This window comes from Kitasatospora sp. NPDC091335, from assembly GCF_044757205.1.
GTDB lineage: Bacteria > Actinomycetota > Actinomycetes > Streptomycetales > Streptomycetaceae > Kitasatospora.
Genome location: NZ_JBIVUM010000018.1, coordinates 139,559 through 156,968, shown reverse-complemented (window position 1 = coordinate 156,968; position 17,410 = coordinate 139,559). Strand labels below are relative to the sequence as shown.

General features: G+C 74.6%; 20 protein-coding genes. 8 read left to right on the top strand and 12 right to left on the bottom strand.

What is annotated here, in order from left to right; translation table 11 throughout:
• Positions 1–233 precede the first annotated feature (233 nt).
• Positions 234–998 carry a hypothetical protein gene (locus ACIQOW_RS31495; protein WP_401090685.1) on the top strand — a complete coding sequence of 255 codons (765 nt, stop codon included), beginning with the start codon at positions 234–236 and terminating at the stop codon, positions 996–998.
• Between the two features lie 304 nt (positions 999–1,302).
• Here ACIQOW_RS31495 and ACIQOW_RS31490 read toward each other — a convergent pair whose 3' ends face one another.
• On the bottom strand, positions 1,303–1,821 hold the full coding sequence (locus ACIQOW_RS31490) for a cupin domain-containing protein (protein WP_401090683.1): 519 nt from the start codon (positions 1,819–1,821) through the stop codon (positions 1,303–1,305).
• Positions 1,822–1,920: 99 nt separating this feature from the next.
• The gene (locus tag ACIQOW_RS31485; RefSeq protein ID WP_401090681.1) at positions 1,921–2,385 is read right to left on the bottom strand and encodes a MarR family transcriptional regulator; all 465 of its coding nucleotides are present in this window, start codon (positions 2,383–2,385) and stop codon (positions 1,921–1,923) included.
• A gap of 148 nt (positions 2,386–2,533) precedes the next feature.
• Between ACIQOW_RS31485 and ACIQOW_RS31480 the strand changes: the two genes are divergently transcribed.
• Positions 2,534–4,069 carry an alpha/beta hydrolase gene (locus ACIQOW_RS31480; RefSeq protein ID WP_401090679.1) on the top strand — a complete coding sequence of 512 codons (1,536 nt, stop codon included), beginning with the start codon at positions 2,534–2,536 and terminating at the stop codon, positions 4,067–4,069.
• Between the two features lie 9 nt (positions 4,070–4,078).
• On the opposite strand, the gene ACIQOW_RS31475 is transcribed toward ACIQOW_RS31480, so the two are convergent.
• Entirely contained in the window at positions 4,079–4,471 is a 393-nt protein-coding gene (locus tag ACIQOW_RS31475; protein ID WP_401090677.1) for a hypothetical protein, read from the bottom strand.
• 30 nt (positions 4,472–4,501) lie between these two features.
• Positions 4,502–5,425, bottom strand: coding sequence for a LysR family transcriptional regulator (locus ACIQOW_RS31470; protein ID WP_401090675.1), 924 nt, complete (start codon positions 5,423–5,425; stop codon positions 4,502–4,504).
• Positions 5,426–5,490: 65 nt separating this feature from the next.
• Between ACIQOW_RS31470 and ACIQOW_RS31465 the strand changes: the two genes are divergently transcribed.
• Positions 5,491–6,276 carry an NAD(P)-dependent oxidoreductase gene (locus ACIQOW_RS31465; protein WP_401090673.1) on the top strand — a complete coding sequence of 262 codons (786 nt, stop codon included), beginning with the start codon at positions 5,491–5,493 and terminating at the stop codon, positions 6,274–6,276.
• A 162-nt stretch (positions 6,277–6,438) separates the two neighbouring features.
• On the opposite strand, the gene ACIQOW_RS31460 is transcribed toward ACIQOW_RS31465, so the two are convergent.
• On the bottom strand, positions 6,439–6,831 hold the full coding sequence (locus tag ACIQOW_RS31460) for a RidA family protein (protein ID WP_401090671.1): 393 nt from the start codon (positions 6,829–6,831) through the stop codon (positions 6,439–6,441).
• Positions 6,832–7,075: 244 nt separating this feature from the next.
• Here ACIQOW_RS31460 and ACIQOW_RS31455 point away from each other — a divergent pair, with 244 nt between their 5' ends.
• From ACIQOW_RS31455 to ACIQOW_RS31445, 3 genes are all read left to right on the top strand, one after another.
• Positions 7,076–8,458 carry an aminotransferase class I/II-fold pyridoxal phosphate-dependent enzyme gene (locus ACIQOW_RS31455; protein WP_401090670.1) on the top strand — a complete coding sequence of 461 codons (1,383 nt, stop codon included), beginning with the start codon at positions 7,076–7,078 and terminating at the stop codon, positions 8,456–8,458.
• Between the two features lie 282 nt (positions 8,459–8,740).
• Entirely contained in the window at positions 8,741–10,003 is a 1,263-nt protein-coding gene (locus ACIQOW_RS31450) for an FAD-dependent monooxygenase (protein WP_401090668.1), read from the top strand.
• Positions 10,004–10,067: 64 nt separating this feature from the next.
• A complete protein-coding gene (locus tag ACIQOW_RS31445; protein WP_401090666.1) occupies positions 10,068–10,451 on the top strand; it encodes a VOC family protein in 384 nt (127 codons plus the stop codon).
• A gap of 43 nt (positions 10,452–10,494) precedes the next feature.
• Here the strand turns inward: ACIQOW_RS31445 and ACIQOW_RS31440 are convergent, their stop codons facing one another.
• Positions 10,495–10,911, bottom strand: a complete 417-nt coding sequence (locus ACIQOW_RS31440) for a VOC family protein (RefSeq protein ID WP_401090664.1) — start codon at positions 10,909–10,911, stop codon at positions 10,495–10,497.
• Between the two features lie 5 nt (positions 10,912–10,916).
• Positions 10,917–11,387 (bottom strand): helix-turn-helix transcriptional regulator, encoded by a 471-nt coding sequence (locus ACIQOW_RS31435; protein WP_401090721.1) that lies wholly within the window; start codon positions 11,385–11,387, stop codon positions 10,917–10,919.
• Between the two features lie 204 nt (positions 11,388–11,591).
• On the opposite strand from ACIQOW_RS31435, the gene ACIQOW_RS31430 reads away from it, so the two are divergent.
• Both ACIQOW_RS31430 and ACIQOW_RS31425 read left to right on the top strand, forming a co-directional pair.
• A complete protein-coding gene (locus ACIQOW_RS31430; protein WP_401090661.1) occupies positions 11,592–12,713 on the top strand; it encodes a PP2C family protein-serine/threonine phosphatase in 1,122 nt (373 codons plus the stop codon).
• Positions 12,714–12,959: 246 nt separating this feature from the next.
• Positions 12,960–13,538 (top strand): carbonic anhydrase, encoded by a 579-nt coding sequence (locus tag ACIQOW_RS31425; protein ID WP_401090719.1) that lies wholly within the window; start codon positions 12,960–12,962, stop codon positions 13,536–13,538.
• Positions 13,539–13,617: 79 nt separating this feature from the next.
• Here ACIQOW_RS31425 and ACIQOW_RS31420 read toward each other — a convergent pair whose 3' ends face one another.
• The 5 genes from ACIQOW_RS31420 to ACIQOW_RS31400 form a co-directional block, all read right to left on the bottom strand.
• Positions 13,618–14,211, bottom strand: coding sequence for a hypothetical protein (locus ACIQOW_RS31420; protein WP_401090659.1), 594 nt, complete (start codon positions 14,209–14,211; stop codon positions 13,618–13,620).
• Positions 14,212–14,656: 445 nt separating this feature from the next.
• Entirely contained in the window at positions 14,657–15,076 is a 420-nt protein-coding gene (locus ACIQOW_RS31415) for a lasso peptide biosynthesis B2 protein (RefSeq protein ID WP_401090657.1), read from the bottom strand.
• Complete coding sequence (locus tag ACIQOW_RS31410) at positions 15,073–15,330, bottom strand: lasso peptide biosynthesis PqqD family chaperone (protein WP_188295460.1); 258 nt, start codon at positions 15,328–15,330, stop codon at positions 15,073–15,075. Before ACIQOW_RS31410 ends, ACIQOW_RS31415 begins: the two co-directional genes overlap by 4 nt.
• Positions 15,331–17,163 (bottom strand): asparagine synthase-related protein, encoded by a 1,833-nt coding sequence (locus tag ACIQOW_RS31405; RefSeq protein WP_401090654.1) that lies wholly within the window; start codon positions 17,161–17,163, stop codon positions 15,331–15,333.
• Between the two features lie 10 nt (positions 17,164–17,173).
• Entirely contained in the window at positions 17,174–17,290 is a 117-nt protein-coding gene (locus tag ACIQOW_RS31400; protein WP_188295462.1) for a lasso RiPP family leader peptide-containing protein, read from the bottom strand.
• Between the last annotated feature and the right edge of the window lie 120 nt (positions 17,291–17,410).

Here is a 17,410-nt window from a genome sequence, read left to right as displayed (position 1 = left end):
GCGGCATAAGGATGCCCGGCAGCTGGAGACTGTCCGGCAGGCCGGACGACCACGGTCCCGGCAGCGGCGCGCCCCGGCTACTGCGCCCGGCCGGGCGATGCGTGAGCCCGGGTGGACGCACTGCGCAACCGTGCGGGCACGGAGGGGAGTTGAGTACAGGAGTGGATTGCGGACCGGGGCGCGGGCGGGCCAGGGTGTGGGCGAAAACGCGGGTGACCCGAGAGGACCGGTTGGTGAAGGCTTTCCTGCACAACGTGCTGAAGAGCGTCCTGTACCTCGTCGGCATGCCGGTGTTCCGGGCCGTCGAGGGTGTGCGGTCGCTGTCGGCGCAGCGCTGGCCCACCGAGCGGCGCCGGCTCGCGCTGGTCCGCTCGCCGAGGGCGCGGGCGGCCCGGGCGACGGAGCGGGAGCGGATCCGGACTCTGGTCGGGGTGCTGGGGACGGTGGAGGGGGTCGAGCACGTGGTGACCCAGGTCCTGGACCAGTCCGTGCGCCCGACCTTCCACGGCGCGGACCACCCCAGGGACACGCTGCTGGTCTGCGAGATCCACGCCCGCGCCTACTTCGTCGTCCGGGAGGACGTCGTCGACGTGCTGCCCAGGATCGCGGCGGCGGGCGTGGCCGAGTGGCGGGCCGACGGCCAGGGGCCGGACCCGCACGGGAGCCTGGAGCACGCGCTGCGCTGGCACCGCGACGGCGGTATCGACGCGAACGGCCGGCGGATGGACTCCCCCTGTCTGGCCGGCCCGGGCGTGAGGCTGACCTGGGAGCGGCCCGGCGTCCCGTGCCGGGAGCCGATCCCGGCCGGCCCGTACATCAGCCGGCTCTACGTGTTCGAGCAGGACCCGCCGGTCGCGGACGCGGCGCAGCTGCTGCGCGAGGGGCGGGCGGACGGGCGGGGCACGCTCCTGGAGCTGGCCTTCGGCGCGGGCTGGGGCGGCCGCTGCCGGTACCACCGGGTGGCGCGGGGCGGTTTCGCGGGGCGCGGGCGGATGTAGGGCAACGGGTGGGTGCGGGGCGCGCCCGGACGGCCTTCCCGGCCGGTCCGGGCACCCTCACCCGCTCAGCCGCGGCTCAGCACTGGGGCCGACGGCCGTGGTTGGCCCGGTGTCTGGCCCTGGCCTTCTTCTTGCGGCGGCGCTTGGACGACATGGCCACTCCTCTCGCAGCCGGGATCGGTCCTTCCGGTCTTCCACCGTTCCACACCCGGGCGGCCCCGGCCCGTCGAGCGGCCCGCGCCCCCGGGGCTCCGCCACCCCGGGGCAGCCGTCCTCAGGCGTCCTCAGGCGTTCTCAGGCGTCCTCAGGCGTTCTCGCCCGCCAGGGCGGCGCGCCAGGCCGGGCTGTCCACGTAGTGGTTGTCGAAGCGCTCCGAGGAGGCGGCGATCGCCCCGGGGTCGCTCTCGCCGCGCATGACCTGCCCCAGCAGGCGCAGGTAGTCGAAGCGCTCCATGCCGGGGGTGAACACGCACAGGACGTCGGCCTCGGAGCCGGGGGCGGCGGCGAAGGCGTGCGGGGTGTGCGGGGGCACGGCGAGGAAGTCGCCCGCGCCGAGCACGGTGACCTCCTCGCCGACCAGCACCCGCAGCGAGCCGCCGATCACGAAGAACAGCTCCCAGGCCTTGGTGTGGAAGTGCGCGGGCGCTCCGGCGGCACCGGCGGCGAAGGTGGAGCGGTAGACGGTGAAGCCGCCCTGCTCCGGGGCCGAGTCGGCCAGCAGGGTCATGGTGGAGCTCGGGTCTGCGCAGATCTCGGCCTCGGCGCAGCGGGTCAGCACGGGGGCGGCGGCGGGGGCGATGGTGTTCTTCGTCGTCGTCGTCATGTGACCAGGCTATGGCCGGAAAGACCCATGATCATGTGGCAATCAGCGGCTGCTTTCATGGGTCAATTCCGTCCGTGCCTCGGACGGGCCCCGGCTTCGTCAGTCCGGGAGGTTCCCGTTGCCGCCCAGGTTGGCCACCATGCGGCGCAGCACGTTGACCGTGGTGACGAACTCGTCGGTGCCGATGCCTTCGTGGGCGCGTTCGTGGATCGCCAGGTTGCGTTCGCGGGCGCGCAGGCGGCCGGCTTCGCCGTCCTCGGTGAGGGTGAGGGCGCCGTCGGTGTCCTCGGTCAGCCAGCCGCGGGCGATCAGGTCGTCGTAGACGGTGTCGAAGGCGGTGTGCTGGTCGTCGTAGGGGGTGAGGCGCTCGGTGAGGGTGGTGCGGGTCCAGCCGCCGGGCCTGCCGGCGGCGTGGTTGAGCGTCCACCAGTGCGGCTGGGTGAGGCCTTCGACCGCCAGTTGCCCGCGCAGGCCTTCCACCACCAGGCGGCGGAAGAGTTCACCGGTCCAGGCTCCGATGGGCTGGGCGGCGATGATCTGCGGCTCGTACGTCTTGATCGTCATGCTTCCGTGCTCCTCGCGGCTGTTCGTCTGTCTCCTGTTCGCCAGGACGCGACCGACCGTAGGACCTGAAGTCGACTTGAGGTCAAGGCGGTTCGGGAACCCGGGCCCGGCCCGCCGGGGTGGTCAACTGCCTTCTAGGATGGCGCACATGAAGACCGCTTCGGCGCTCGCCGCCGCCCTCGCCCTGTCCGCGGCCACCGTCCTCACGGCCGGCGCCCCGGCCTCCGCTGCCGCCGACTCCCCTGCCGCCGACTCCCCTGCTTCCGCCTCCCCCGCGTCGCCGGACCCGCTGGAGCGCTTCCGCCACCAGCCGCTGGCCTGGTCCGCCTGCCAGGACCCACAGTTGACCGGCACCGAGTGCGCGACGCTGACCGTCCCGCTGGACTACCGCGAGCCGCAGGGCCGCACCCTGTCCCTGGCCGTCTCCCGGATCAGGGCGGCCGACCCGGCCAGGCGCCGGGGCGTCCTGCAGACCAACCCCGGCGGCCCGGGCAACCGCGGGCTGGACATGCCGGCCGCGCTGCGCGAGCGGCTGGCGCCGGAGACGGCGGCGGCGTACGACCTGGTCGGCATGGACACCCGCGGGGTGGGTGCCAGCGGCGGTCTGGACTGCGGTCTGACGCGCGGCAGTTGGCTGCGCTCGGCGGGCAGCGGCCCGGCGGGCCTCGCGGAGGGGCTGCGGCTGGCCAAGGCCGACGCGGACGCCTGCTGGAACAAGTACCCGGACCTGCTGCCCCACCTCACCACCCGCAACATCGCCCGGGACGTGGACGTGCTGCGCGCGGCGCTGGGCGAGCAGCGGACCTCCTTCTTCGGGCAGTCCTACGGTGCGCTGCTGGGCGCGGTGTACGCGCAGCTGTTCCCGCAGCGGGTGGACCGGCTGGTACTGGACAGCGCCCTCGATCCGGCCCGGTACGGCATGCGGACCTTCCAGGACATGGGCGGCGCCAACGAGCGTGCCCTGGACGGCTTCGCGGCCTGGGCCGCGCCGCGCGACGCCGACCACCACCTGGGCGCGACCCCGGCGGCGGTGCGGGCCACCGTGGAGGGCTTGGTGCGCCGGGCCGAGGCGGCGCCGATCGCCGTCGACGGGTTCCGGCTGGACGGTGCCATGCTGCCGGTGCTGCTCGCGGTCTGCCAGAACGACGACCGTGACGGCGCCGACTACGCGGACGTGCTGCGCCAGTTGCTGGACGCCGCCGACGGCAGGCCGGTGCGGGTGAGTGCGACCCTGCACGAGCTGCTGACCGTCGTCCTGGATCCCGGCCCGGCGGGCGGCGCGGACCTGGCGGCCGCGATCGGCATCCTGTGCGACGACGTGGCGATGCCGCGTTCGGCGCAGTGGTACCGCGAGGCCGTCGAGCGTTCCCGCGCCGCCCAGCCGGTGTTCGGCCCGGTCTACAACGGCCCGACGCCGTGCGCGTTCTGGCGCGGTGTCCCGCTGGAGCCGCCGGTCGAGGTGCGCAACGCCGTCCCCGCGCTCCAGCTCCACGCCACCGGGGACACCCACGCCGTCTACCAGGGCGCGCTCGCCCTGCACTCCCGGCTGTCCGGCTCGCGCCTGGTCACCGTCCCCGGCCGGGTCCACACCGTCTACCTGGGCGGCTACAGCGCGTGTGCCGACCGGGCCGTGGACGCCTACCTGTCGACGGGCGCGCTACCGGCCGCCGACACCACCTGCTGAGGGGCGGGTTCAGAGCGCGCGGGCTCCCGGGTAGTGGCGCCGCAGGACGGTGAGCACGCGCTCGTCGTCGGCCCTGACGTTCCAGAAGGAGCTGTCCGCCTCGGTCAGGACCACCACCAGGGTGTCCCCGCGGAACCCGCCGGCCTCGGCGTCGATCAGCTGGACTCCGGGGGTGACGAGGGACAGCAGGGTCAGGGTGTCCATGCCGTCGCCCTCGGAGCGGCGTTCCAGCTCCGCGGTGAGGTCCCACTCCTCGTCGCACTCGACCCGCCAGCGCAGCCCGAGGCCGAAGCTGCCGAGGCGGATGAGCAGTTCGGCCAGCGTCACGTAGTGGCGGCCCTGCCAGGCGGGGAAGGTGATCCCCTTCATCCGCGCTTCCGCCTCGACCGTGTGCCTCGACATTCGCTCCCCCCTCGTTCTCGGCATCACACCCTAGGCCACCGCTCCGGTGCGCGGCCGGTCGGGCGGGCTCGTGGCCTGCGCGCGCAGGAAGGCGCCGAAGGCCTCCACGGCCGGGGGCACCCGCCGGCCGCGCCTGGTGACGGTGTGCACCTGCCGCACCGGGGTGTCGTCGGGGTGCAGCGGGACGAGGGTGGCGCCGGGGTGGCCGACGCGGGCGGCCAGGGAGGGGATGAGGGTGACGCCCAGTCCTGCGGCCACCAGTCCGAGTTTGGCGGTCCAGGCGGCGACGGCGTACTCGATGCGGGGCTGGAAGCCGCTGCGGACGCAGGCGGCGAGGAGGGTGGACTCGGCGTGGCGGCGGGCGGCGATCCACGGTTCGTCTGCGAGTTCGGCCAGCCGCAGGCGGCGCCGCCCGGCGAGGCGGTGTCCGCGCGGGAGGGCGACCAGCACCGGGTCGGCCATCAGCGGGTGGAAGTCGAACTGCTCGCCGTCGTCGGCGGGTTCGGTGTAGGAGGCGATGAGGGCGAGGTCGATCGCGCCGTCGGCCAGCAGGTCCAGCAGGTGTGCCGTCAGCCCTTCGGTGAGGCTGATCGCGACCTCGGGGTGCGCGGCGCGGAAGGCGGCCAGGGCGCCGGGGACGAGGGCGGCGTTGGCGCTGTCGAAGGCGCCCACCCGTAGCCGGCCGGCGGTGAGTTCGGTGAGCGCGGCCAGGTCGCGCCGGGTGGTGCCAAGCCTCTCCAGCATCGCCTCGGCGTGCGGCAGCAGTGCGCGGCCGTGTTCGGTGAGCCGCACGCCGCGCGGCAGCCGGTCGAACAGCGGTGTGCCCAACTCCCCTTCCAGGGTGGCGATCTGCCGGGAGATCGCGGACTGGGTGAAGCCCAGCCGCTCACCCGCGGCGGTGAAGGAGCCCAGGTGCGCGACGGTGCGGAAGACCTCCAGCCAAGCCATGTCCATTCCGCATGGATACCATGCGGGACATTCGCTTGTCGCCTGGCTCGTGGCTGCCTAGCGTGGCGGTCATGCAGAAGATCGCTTTTCTCGGGCTGGGCCGGATGGGCCTGCCGATGGCCCGCCGACTCGCCGCCGCCGGGCACCCGTTGACCGTCTGGAACCGCTCCCCCGGACGCGCCGGCGGCCTCACCGAGGCCGCCACCCCGGCCGAGGCCGTCCGCGGCGCGGACGTCGTCGTCACCATGCTCTCCGACCCGGTGGCCGTCGCCGAGGTGGCCGGACGGTTCACCGAGCGGCTGGCGCCGGGCACCCTGTGGATCGAGATGTCCTCGATCGGCCCGCGGGCCACCGCCGGGCTGCGCGCCCGGCTGCCGGACGGCGTCGCCCTGGTGGACGCCCCGGTGATCGGCAGCGTGGGCCCGGCGGCCGCCGGCGAGCTGGTGGTCTTCGCGGGCGGCGAGGACGCCGACCTGGACCGCGCCCGGCCCGTCCTGGAGCACCTGGGCCGGGTGCGGCGCTGCGGCGGGCCCGGGTCGGGCGCGGCGCTGAAGGTGGTGGTGATCGGCGCGATCGTCGCGTGCGTCACCGCCCTCGGCGAAGTCCTCGCGGTGGCCGGGGAGTTGGGCGTCCCGCAGGAGCAGGCGCGGGAGGTGCTGGCGGCCGGGCCGCTCGCGGGGGTGGTGGCCCGGGCGTTCAGCGCAGAGTCGGACTTCCCCGTCCGCCTGGCCGCCAAGGACCTCGCCCTGGCGGGCGACGGCCCCGTCCTGTCGGCGGCCCGCGAGGTGCTGCTGGCACACCCGTCGATCGCCGAGCAGGACCTGTCGGCGGTGCTGGGCGCCCTGCGGCGCGCGTAGGCCCGGCCGTCCGGGCCGCTCACGGGGGTGGCGGCCCGGCCGGCCCGTGGCGTCGTCGCGGGCGGCGCGGGCGGCTCGGACGACGCGGACGGCGCGCGCCTGGTCACCCTGATGGCCGCACCCGCCTCCCCGGTGGCCGCACCCCCGGGCTCCGCCGGCCCGTCAGCCGATGACCGCGTCCACCTCGACCTCCACCAGCCACCGCTCGTCGATGAAGCGCGTCACCTCCACGAAGGTGGTGACCGGCCGGATCTGCGCGAAACGCTCGCCGTGGGCGCGCGCGGCCTCCCGCCACTGGCTCATGTCGGTGAGCATGATGCGGGTCCGTACGACGTCCGTGAGCGTGGCGCCCGCCTCCCGCAGGGCGGTCTCGGCGATGTCCAGGCACCGGATGGTCTGGGCGTGGACGTCGCCCTGCCCGACCGTCGTGCCGTCCTCCCCGATCGGCGCGGTGCCCGCGACCGCCACGTAGTTCCCCTTGCGCACGGCCCGGGAGAAGCCGATCCGCGGTTCGAGGGGTGAGCCGGAACTGACTGTCTGTCGATTGCTCTCCATCGCACCATGGTGCCGCACCGGGGGCGCCTGGGGCGGTGACCAAGTAGCGGGTCGGGTGAGGCCTTTGATCCGGACCGCCGAGGCCTTCCTCGCTCCCGGGAGGCCCTCGAACAGGCGCCCGATGGAGGGAAGCTCCTGATCCGCGCGGGTTACCACCACGTACCCGACCTGCGCGGAAGGGGGAGAAGGAGAGCCGGACCGGCAGGGAGCCGGCCCGGCTCTCACCCACGGAGGTTCGGAAGAGATGACCCAGAGCATCACGAGGAGCGACACCGGGCAGGACACGGATGCCGCGCTCGTCGCGAGCGTCGAGCAGGCCCTGGCCATGGAGCGCCTGCACCGGATCGCCGACCCCGAGGAGCGCCTCGCCTACTACGACAAGGTCGTCCCGGAGGACATCTACAACCTCGGCATCGCGAACAACGTCCTCCTGTTCGACCAGCTGGACACCGACGTCTTCAGCAAGGTGAAGCTGACCGAGGAGGACGCCAAGTACGCGGCGCCGCCCTACGGCACGCAGGACCTGCTCGATCCGATCACCGCCTTCCTGCACCCCAGGTTCTCCGCCGGGATCGACCCGAAGTTCGACGTGTACGCGACCGCCGGGGGCTCGGGGGCCCTGGAGTGCCTGGTGTTCGGACTGATCCACGGCGGCGTGCTGGCGCCGGGCGACCGCGTCATGCTGCCGGCGCCGTTCTGGCCCGGCTTCCTGTGGTGCTTCGAGCAGCGGCCCGGACTGAAGTGCGTGCCCGTGCGCCTCGACGGGCCGGACCACTTCACGCTGTCGGTCGCCGCCCTCCAGCGCGCGTACGAGGCCGCCTCCGAGCCCAAGCCCAAGCTCCTGGTCCTGACCAACCCGCACAACCCGCTCGGCGTCAACTACGGCAAGCAGCTGCTGGACGACATCTGCCAGTGGGCACTGGACAGGCAGATGCACATCGTCTCCGACGAGATCTACTCCCACTCGCAGAGCACCGGCACCGACGGCTTCCACAGCGTCCTGTCGACGGACGCCTACGCCACCGACCCCGACCGCATCCACCTCGTGTACGGGCTGACCAAGGACTTCGGGCTGTCCGGCTTCCGGATCGGCTTCCTCGTCTCCAAGTCGAACGACGTCCGCACCGTCATGCAGGGCAACGAGACGCTGAAGTCACTGACGTGGTTCGGCCCGCTCGACTCGCTCAAGAGCGCCTACGTGCGCAAACTGTTCCTCACCGACGACGGCAAGCCGAGCCCCTTCCCCACCGCGCTCATGGAGGACTACGCCGAGCGCCTGAAGACGGCGTTCGACCAGACCGCGGCCGAACTCAAGGACAAGAAGATCCCGTACGTGGGCCAGGACGACACCTCCCGCAACGCCGCCCAGTTCTTCCTGCTCGACCTGAGCGCCTACCTGGACAAGACGTTCCCCCCGGACCTGATGCCGATCAACCACGAGATCGACCAGCGCGAAGCCCTCCTGGGGGCGTACCTGCTGAAGGACGCGAAGGTCACCCTCCTGCCCGGAGGGGAGATGCACTGTCCCAAGCCCGGGTACTTCCGGCTGTGCTACACCGCCGACACCACCGACAGAGTCCTGACGGCGGTCGGCAACATCGCCGCCTCGCTCGCGAAGCTCGGCTGAGGCAGACTCCCCGGGGCGATGCGGCCGCGGGGCGGACGCCGCCGGCTGCGGCATCCACCCCGTCGGCCCGGGACCGAGCCGGCCGTGAAACCCCGGTGAGAGCGCCCCCGGCACCACCGCCCGTAGTGCACTAGTGCACCCGCCGGGCCGCCAACCTGCGCGAACGCCCGCCGCCCGCCGCCCGACTCGCCCTGCAGCACCCCGCCGCACTAGTGCACCACTTTCAAGCACCCCCAGAACAAGGCTTGTTGGGGCCGATGCGTACGCCGTACATTTCTCGGCATGGACCACCACCACACCACCACCGACGTCCTCATCTCCGGCGCCGGCATCGCCGGGCCCGCCCTCGCCCACTGGCTGCGCCGCCACGGCTTCACCCCCACCGTCGTCGAACGCGCCCCCGGCCCGCGCCCCGGCGGGCAGGCCGTCGACCTGCGCGGCGCCGGACGCACCGTCATCGAACGGATGGGCCTGATGGAACGGGCCCGCGCGCTGTGCGTCGAACAGCACGGCCTGGCCCTGGTCGACCGGCGCGGACGAACCACCGCCCGGATACCCGTCGACCTGTTCGGCGGCGAGGGCATCGTCTCCGAGATCGAGATCCTCCGCGGCGACCTCGCCGACCTGCTGCGCGAGGCCACCGACGGCGTCGAGTACCTCTGGGACGACACCGTCACCGCGCTCGACGAGGACGCCGCCGGCGTCACCGTCACCTTCGAGAACGCCCCCGCCCGGCGCTTCGCCCTGGTCGTCGGCGCCGACGGGCTGCACTCCGCCGTACGCCGCCTCGCCTTCCCCGGCGACGGCTCCCACTACCGCCCCCTCGGCGGCTACCACGCCTGGTTCACCGTCCACGACCCCGCGCTCGCCCGGGCCCTGGACGGCTGGTTCCAGATGTACAACGCCCCCGGCGGCCTGGTCGCCGCCGCCCGCCCCGGCCGGCTGCCCGGTGAGGTCAAGGCCTCCCTGGGCGTGCGCTGCGCACCCCTGCCCTACGACCGCCGCGACACCGCCGCCCAGCAGCGCCTGCTCGCCGACCGCTTCGCCGGCGCCGGCTGGGAGAGCGACCGGCTGCTCGCCGGGATGCGCACCGCCGAGGACTTCGCCTTCGACTCCTTCGGCCAGATCCACCTCGACCGCTACAGCCGCGGCCGCATCGCCCTGCTCGGCGACGCCGGCTACAGCCCCAGCCCGCTCACCGGCCTCGGCACCAGCCTCGCCCTGGTCGGCGCCTACCTGCTGGCCGGTGAACTCGCCGCCGCCGCGGGCGACTTCCGCACCGCCTTCACCCGCTACGAGGAACTGATGCGCCCCTACGTGGCCCGTGCCCAGGAACTGCCGCCCGGCGGCCTGAACGGCTACGCCCCCGGCAGCGCCCTGACGATCCGCCTGCGCGCCGCCTCCATGCGCTGGATGGGCCGCTGGCCGCTGCGCCCGCTGATGGCCGCCCAGTTCGCCAAGGCCGGCGACATCGCCAAGGCCGGCGACATCGCCCTGCCCGACTACCCGCTGCCCGACCACCCGCTGCCGGTGCGGTCCGCCTGAACACGCACCCGGGCCCGGAGCGTCGGAAGCCCTGCCGCCGCACCGGCACGTAGGCTCACGGGCCATGGCATGCCGCATCAGCGAACTGGTCATCGACGCCGCCGATCCCGAGCGCCTCGCCGTGTTCTGGAGCGAGGTCCTGGGCTACGTCGAGCTCGGCCGGGAGGGCGACGGCAGCATCGAGATCGGGCCGCCCGGCACCGGCTTCGGCGGCCCGCAGCCCACCCTGGTCTTCGGCCCCACCAGCGACCCGCGGCCCGCCAAGCTCCGGCTGCACATCGACGTCAACGCCACCGACCGCAACCAGGACGCCGAACTGGAACGGCTGCTCGCGCTCGGCGCCAGGCCCGTCGACATCGGCCAGAGCGGCGCCGAGAACTGGCGCGTCCTGGCCGATCCCGAGGGCAACGAGTTCTGCCTCCTGCACGCCCGCATCCGGCCCGCCTGAACGGCCGGCACCCCACGCCCGGCCACGGGCTGCGGGCCACGGGCTACTTCGTGCGCGGCTGGTTGAAGCGCAGCATGTTGCCCGACGGGTCACGGAAGGCGCAGTCGCGCACTCCGTAGGGCTGGTCCATCGGCTCCTGGAGGACCTCGGCACCGGCCGCGCGCAGCCGCTCGAAGGTGGAGTCGCAGTCGTCGGTGCGGAAGATCACGCCGCGCAGCAGGCCCTTGGCGAGGAGTTCGGCGGCGGCCCGGCGGTCGGTCTCGGAGGCGTGCGGGTCGGCCAGCGGGGGCTCCAGGACGATCTCGACGCCGGGCTGGTCGGGCGAACCGACGGTGACCCAGCGCATGCCCTCGAAGCCGACGTCGTTGCGCACCTCGAAGCCGAGGACGTCGCGGTAGAAGGCGAGGGCCCGGTCGTGGTCGTCGACGGCGATGAAGCACTGCGCGAGTTCGATGCTCATGGCCGTCACGCTACGGGAGCACCGGGGCCACCGGCACCCTCCGCCCCCTCCGCCCCCTTGGCCTCCTTGGCACCCTTGGCCTCCGTACGCCGCACCGGGCGGGTGCGGATCTTGGCGATGCAGGCCGGGATCGCCGCGCCCTCCTCGTGGTCGCGGGCCCGGTAGGTGCTCGGGCTCTCCCCCACCAGCTCGGTGAACCGGGTGCTGAAGGAGCCCAGCGAGGTACAGCCCACCGCCATGCACACCTCGGTCACGCTCAGGTCCCCGCGGCGCAGCAGTGCCTTGGCGCGCTCGATCCGGCGGGTCATGAGGTAGCTGTACGGGGTCTCGCCGTAGGCGGTGCGGAAGCTGCGCGAGAAGTGGCCGGAGGACATCAGCGCGGTGCGGGCCAGCGCGGGGACGTCCAGCGGCTGGTCGTACTCGCGGTCCATCCGGTCCCTGGCCCGGCGCAGCCGCACGAGGTCGTCGAGCGGCAGCCGGGGGGACGAGGCGGCGGCGGAGGCGGGAGAGGACGAGGGCGGCACACCGGCCACCGTACCCAGTGCCTCCGACAGTCGGCGTCCCCGCCGGTGCTCCCCCGCGCTGCCCCGCTGTCACCCACACGGCGCAACCCGCTCGCGTCCGCCCCGCCGGGCCGACCACCCTGGAGGGACGGCCGGACGGCGGAGAGGGCGACGGGGTTGGACCGCGACGATCAGCAACCCGGTTCCCCGCGCGCCCCCGGCAACGGGGCGGTGGCCCTCGGTGTGCTGGCCGCGACCGTCGCCGTGCTGCTCGTCCAGGCGGCCAGCGGCACCAACTCCCGGCTGGTGCTGCTGCTGGTGTTCCTGCCCGCGCTGCTGGCGGGTCTGGGGACCATCGCCCAGACGGTGGCCGCCTCGGTGTGGGTGACGGCGGTGGTGGTGGTCCACTCGGTGCTGTTCCCGCCCGGTGACCTGACGGCCCGCCTCGGCACCGTGCTGGGCGTGATCGCCGCCGAGGCCGCGGTGATCGGCCTGTGCGCGCGGCGGGTGCGCCGGGAGCGGCAGCTGTCCCGGATGCGGCAGAGCGCCGTCGCCCTCCAGCGTCAGCTGCTGCGCCCGCTGCCGGTGACCACCTCCGACGTGCGCCTGGACGGGCTGTACCGGCCGGTGGAGCAGGACGCGCTGGTCGGCGGCGACCTGTACGACATCGCCGCCACCCCGCACGGCACCCGGGTGCTGGTCGGTGACGTCCAGGGCAAGGGCCTGCCCGCGATCGGGACGGGCTTCGCGGTGCTGAGCGCCTTCCGGGAGGCGGCGTTCCGCGAGGCGCGGCTGCCCGCCGTCGCCGACGCGCTGGAGGCGGCAGTGGAGCGGCACAACGCGTACGCGGTGCAGAGCGGCGAGCAGGAGCGTTTCGTCACCGCCACCGTGCTGGACGTCAGCAGCGGGGACGAGGACGGGGGCGGGGACGGTGTCGAGGTGCGGGCCGTCAACTGCGGGCACCTCGCCCCCTATCTGCTGCACCCCGGCGGCCGGGTGGAGCCCATCGTCCTGGACGCCGGGGTCCCGCTGGGCCTCGCCTCGCTGGCCGGCGGCGTGCGGCGCCCGGTACGGCGCTTCGCGCTGCCCGGGGACGGGGTGCTGGTGCTGCTGACCGACGGGGTCACCGAGGCGCAGGACGCCTCGGGGGCGTTCTACCCGGTCGAGCGGGGTCTGGCGGAGCTGGCCGGCGTTCCCGCCGACGCCCTGCCCGAGGCCCTGGACCGGCGGGCGCGCCTGTGGAGCGGGGGCCGCAGCCGCGACGACGTCACCGTCCTCGCCCTGCGCCGCGCACCGTAGGAGCCGGGCACCGCAGGCGGGCAGGCACCGCAGGCGGTCCCGGCCGGCCGGCCGCCCTGTGACCCCCGGCTGCGGGCTCGACCTGCCGCGATCTAGGGTTCTGGCATGATCCCCACACCGATATCCGCCTCCGAGCCCGACTCGGAGTCCGACGCTGCGTCCGGCCTGACGAACGGCCTGACGAACGGCCTGACGGACGGCCCGACGGACGACTTCCTGACCGACCCCGCCCAGGCACTGCGGGTGATGATGGAGGGCAACGCCCGGTTCGTCTCGGGCAACCCCGAGCACCCCAACCAGGACGCCGGGCGCCGCACGGCGCTCGCCCCGGCGCAGCGGCCCTTCGCGGTGCTGTTCGGCTGTTCGGACTCCCGGCTGGCCGCCGAGATCATCTTCGACCAGGGCCTCGGCGACCTGTTCGTGGTGCGCACCGCCGGGCACGTCACCGGGGCGGAGGCGCTGGGCAGCATCGAGTACGGGGTGAGCGTGCTGGACTGCCCGCTGGTGGTGGTGCTGGGGCACGACTCGTGCGGTGCGGTGGCGGCGGCGCTGGACTCCCTGGAGCAGGGGCGGATGCCGAGCGGTTTCGTCCGGGACGTGGTGGAACGGGTGACCCCGAGCGTGCTGTCCGCGAAGGCGGCGGGCATCGAGGACCGGGACGCGATCGTGGACGTGCACATCCGCCAGACCGTGGACCTGCTGGTGGAGCGCTCGCAGGCGCTGGCCGCCCGGGTCGCCGAGGGGACGGTGGCCGTGGTGGGGCTGTCCTACCGGCTGCTCGACGGCCGGGCGCGGCTGGTCTCGGCCCACGGTCCGGTGGGCTGACAGCGGGTTCTCCGTCCGTCCTCGGGGAACGGCTCCTCTTCCCGAGGACGGCGGGCGCGGTACGGGAGGTGCGCGGCGCTCAGGGCGCGATGGTCTCCCCGCAGGAGTCGCACACCCGCGTCGCGGGCAGCTGGAGGAAGCAGGTCGGACAGATCGCCGGCGGCCGTGGCACGGCGGTGGCGGCGGCCTTGCGGTCGACCGTGGCGCGCAGGCGCGGGGCGAGGGCGGGTGTGCCGCCGTCGGCGGGCAGGTCGGCGCCGAAGTGCCGGTAGCAGGCCAGGCGGGCGGCGGCGGCGTGCTGCTCGCGGTCCATCTCCTCGGCCACCGGCGGCTGTCCGGCGACCGCCAGCACCTCCTGGTAGCCAGGGCCGACCCTGCCGTCCGTGGCGTGCACCACCAGGGCCGTCAGCGGCGGGTCGCCGCGGCGGTGTGCCTCGCGGATCACCAGGGCCAGCACCTTGCCGATCCAGTGCCGCTGGTTGATCCGGGTGCGTACCCCGGAGGCCTCCTGCACCGCCTCGGCCAGGTCCGGGTAGCTGATCACCGCGTGGTAGCGGCGTGCCACCGCCACCAGTGCGGGGTAGGCCGCCCTGGTCCACACGATGTGCGCCTGGGCGGCGCTGACCGCCGCGCCGTCCGACGCCCGCCAGTAGCTGTGCTGCTGCTCAGTCATCCGCCCGCCCCTTGTCCGTCTTGTCCGTGTCTGTCCTCCGCAGGCCCCCACCGGGAGCGAGGCTACCCCGGGAGCGGACGGCACCTTCGGGCGGGGGTTCGGCTCGGGCGGGGCTTGACTTCAAGTGCTGTTGAAGTCGTGGAATGGGTGCCGACCGCAGCCGTACGGGCATCCGCGGTCGATGCCCCGCCCGTACGGCACCCGTACCGGGGCCGGGGCCGCCGCCTTCCTGATCGTGCCGACGGCGGCCCCGGCTCCCGGGACCACCCGACTCCCCCGCCGCCGCACCCCTGCCGCCGCACCCCCGGCGGGGACCCATGACGCGCGGGCCCGGCCCGGGGAGAGTGCACTCCCCGGGCATGCCGGACCGGGCGCCCGGACTCCCTCCCGGACCCCCTGCACGGGCCGCCGGGCCAGGCCGGCGACGGCTCAACGGCTCAACGGCTCAACGGCTCAACGGCTCAACAGTGATCATCGGGTGGAAGTGGGCGATCTCGGGCGGCTCGCCGACGGGCGTGCCGTCGGCCTCGATCCACGCGTGGGCGCGGAACGGGGCGGTCCGCACGCCCGTGCGCCAGGTCGGCCAGGCGCCCCGGGTGCGGCACAACAGCGCTGCGGCGATGGAGCGTTGGAGGCAGCCCTGGCCGGCGCAGCGCATGCTGAGCGCGACCACGGCCTGCCGGGCGGCCAGTGCCTCGGCGTGGCCGGCGGGCCGGGCGCCGCGCCGCAGTGCGTGCATCACCCGGCGGATCCGGGCCGGGGGGAGCCTCTCGATCAGCCGGGCCGCGCCGATCGCCGCGAACGCGGCCGGGCGCCGGTGCCAGGGCGGCCGGTCGGTGCGGGTGGCGTGGGTGTGCAGGCTCATCCGGTGACCAGTCCGGCGGTGCGCAGGCTCTCGTGCAGCCGGTCGACGTCGGCCTGCGCCTGGGTGGCCGTGACCGGGTGCAGGTTGCTGAGGTCGGCGGCGATCTCCTCGGCGGTGCGGCCGTCCAGCAGGGACCGCAGGATGTGCAGTCCGGTGCGGTTGAGCTGGAAGTAGCGGCCGTCGCGCTCGTCCAGGACGACGGCGCCGTCCTCGGTGGGTGTGAGGGTCACGTGGGGGATCAACTGGACGGCCATTCAGGCTCCTTGGGTACCGGGCGGGGTGTGGGGGTGCGGGCTCGTCGCGTGGGCGCGCAGCCAGTGCTCGCAGGCGAGGGTCGCGTCCAGGGCCGCGTAGGGGGTGCCGGGCGGGTACAGCCCGAGGCAGGCCCGGCGGAGCGTGTCGGGGTCGACCAGTCCGGCGCGGACCAGGGCGCTGTCCTCGATGAGGGCGGCGAGTCCGGCGCGGTGGCGGGCCAGTCCCTGGTGGGTGTCGGGGGTGAAGTCGCCCTTGCCGGTGCGCCGCAGGAGGTCGGCGGGCAGGTCGGGGGCGACGGCGGCGGTGAGCAGCGGCTTGTAGGCGAAGGGTGTGCCGCGGGTGGCGGGGTCGGCGGCCAGGCAGGCGTCCAGGACCCGGTCGTCGAGGAGGGGCACGCTGTAGGGCACGCCCGCGCGGGCGGTGGCGTCGGTGAGCTGGCGCATGGCGGAGGCGCTGTGGCGGACCATGTGCAGTACCTGGTGCTGGGCGTGTTCCGGTGCCAGCGGCCGGGTGTCGCGCAGGGCCCGCAGCTGTGCGCGGGCCAGGTCGGCGGCGTGGGCGGTGGCCCAGGGGGGCAGCCGGGGTTCGATGCCCCAGCCGAGGAGTTGGGTGGTGCCCGGCGGGTGGGGGTGGGTGAGGCGTTCGGCGGCGTGGGCGAGCCAGGCGGGGTAGGGGCGGGGGTCGGCGAGGGCGCGCAGGGCGTCGGGGAGTTTCCAGCGCAGGCGGGCCCGGTGTCCGCGCAGGTGGCGGGCGGCGGTGGCGGGGTGGCGGGCGAGGAGGGTGCGCAGGTAGGCGGGCAGGGCCTGGAGGACTTCGTCGCCGCCTTCGCCGCTGATCCGCAGCCGGGCGCCGTGGCCGGCGAGCAGGCGGGCGACGGCTTCGTCGCGGGCCCTGGTGCGGGTCCAGGCGAACGGTTCGTCGCCCTGGGGGCCGGGGGTGTCGATGCCGGCGAACATCGCGGGCAGGTCCTCGGCGGGCAGGACGAGGCGTTTGCCGGGCAGGTGGTGTGCGGCGCGGTCGGCCCAGACGGCGTCGTCGTGGTGGGGGTCGAGGGAGCCGAGGGTGACGGTGAGCAGGTCGGCCGGGCCGGTGGCGGCGAGGAAGCACAGGGGGGTGGAGTCGAGGCCGCCGGAGAGGTCGGCGGCGACGAGTCCGCCGCCGCGGGTGCGGGCGTCGACGGCGCGGTGCAGGGCCTGGCCGAGGGCGGTGGCGGCTTCGGCCGGGGGCCGTACGGGGGCCGGGGGGTGCCAGTGGGCGGTGGTGCGGGCGGGGCGGTGGGGGGCGAGTTCGGCGGTGTGGTGCGGTGGGACGGGCGTGATGCCGGGCCACAGCGGCAGGGTGTCGGCGGGGTGCGGCAGCGGGTGGGCGAGGCGCAGGGCGAGGTGGTCGGTGCTCGGGGTGAGTCCGGCGGCCGCGGCCAGGACGTCGGCCCGGTCGGCGAGGACGGGGACGCCGTCGATCTCGGCCAGGTGGAGGCGGCGCAGTCCGGACAGGGTGCCGCGCGCGGCGACGGTGCCGTGCGCGGTGGCCAGGAGGTGGAAGCTGCCGGCCAGGTCGGGTGCCGCGGCGAGTGCCTCGTGCGGGTCGCGGCTGCGTTCGGCGTGGTGGCGCAGCCGGTGCGGGTCGGCGTCGCTGGTGCCGAGGACGGCGAGGGCGACGGGTCCGGCCTGGGCGGTGACGGCTTCGCCGGACGGCCAGTGGCCGAGGATCCAGGGGCGTCCGCTGGGGTGGTGCAGGGCACGGCACTGGGCCGTGCCCCACACCGCGGCCACCGCGGCCCCGGCGTCGGTGTCCGGCAGGACCACGAACCAGGTCCGTCGGTGACCGCTCACGTCCGGTGCCTCAGGGGATGAGGTAGTAGCCGTGGACGTCGGACTGGTTGCCGAAGTCGAAGCCCAGGGTGAGGGCCGCGAAGTCGCCGAGTTCGATGAGCATCGGGGGTTCGTAGACGTCGGTCATGACGATGTCCTCTCGTTCGCGAGGGAGTTGGACACGATCGCCGGCCGGCAGTACCCACTCTTCCCTCCCGGTTCGCCGACGGACAAGCGGGGCCCGGGGCTTCGTCCGGAACCCGACGCC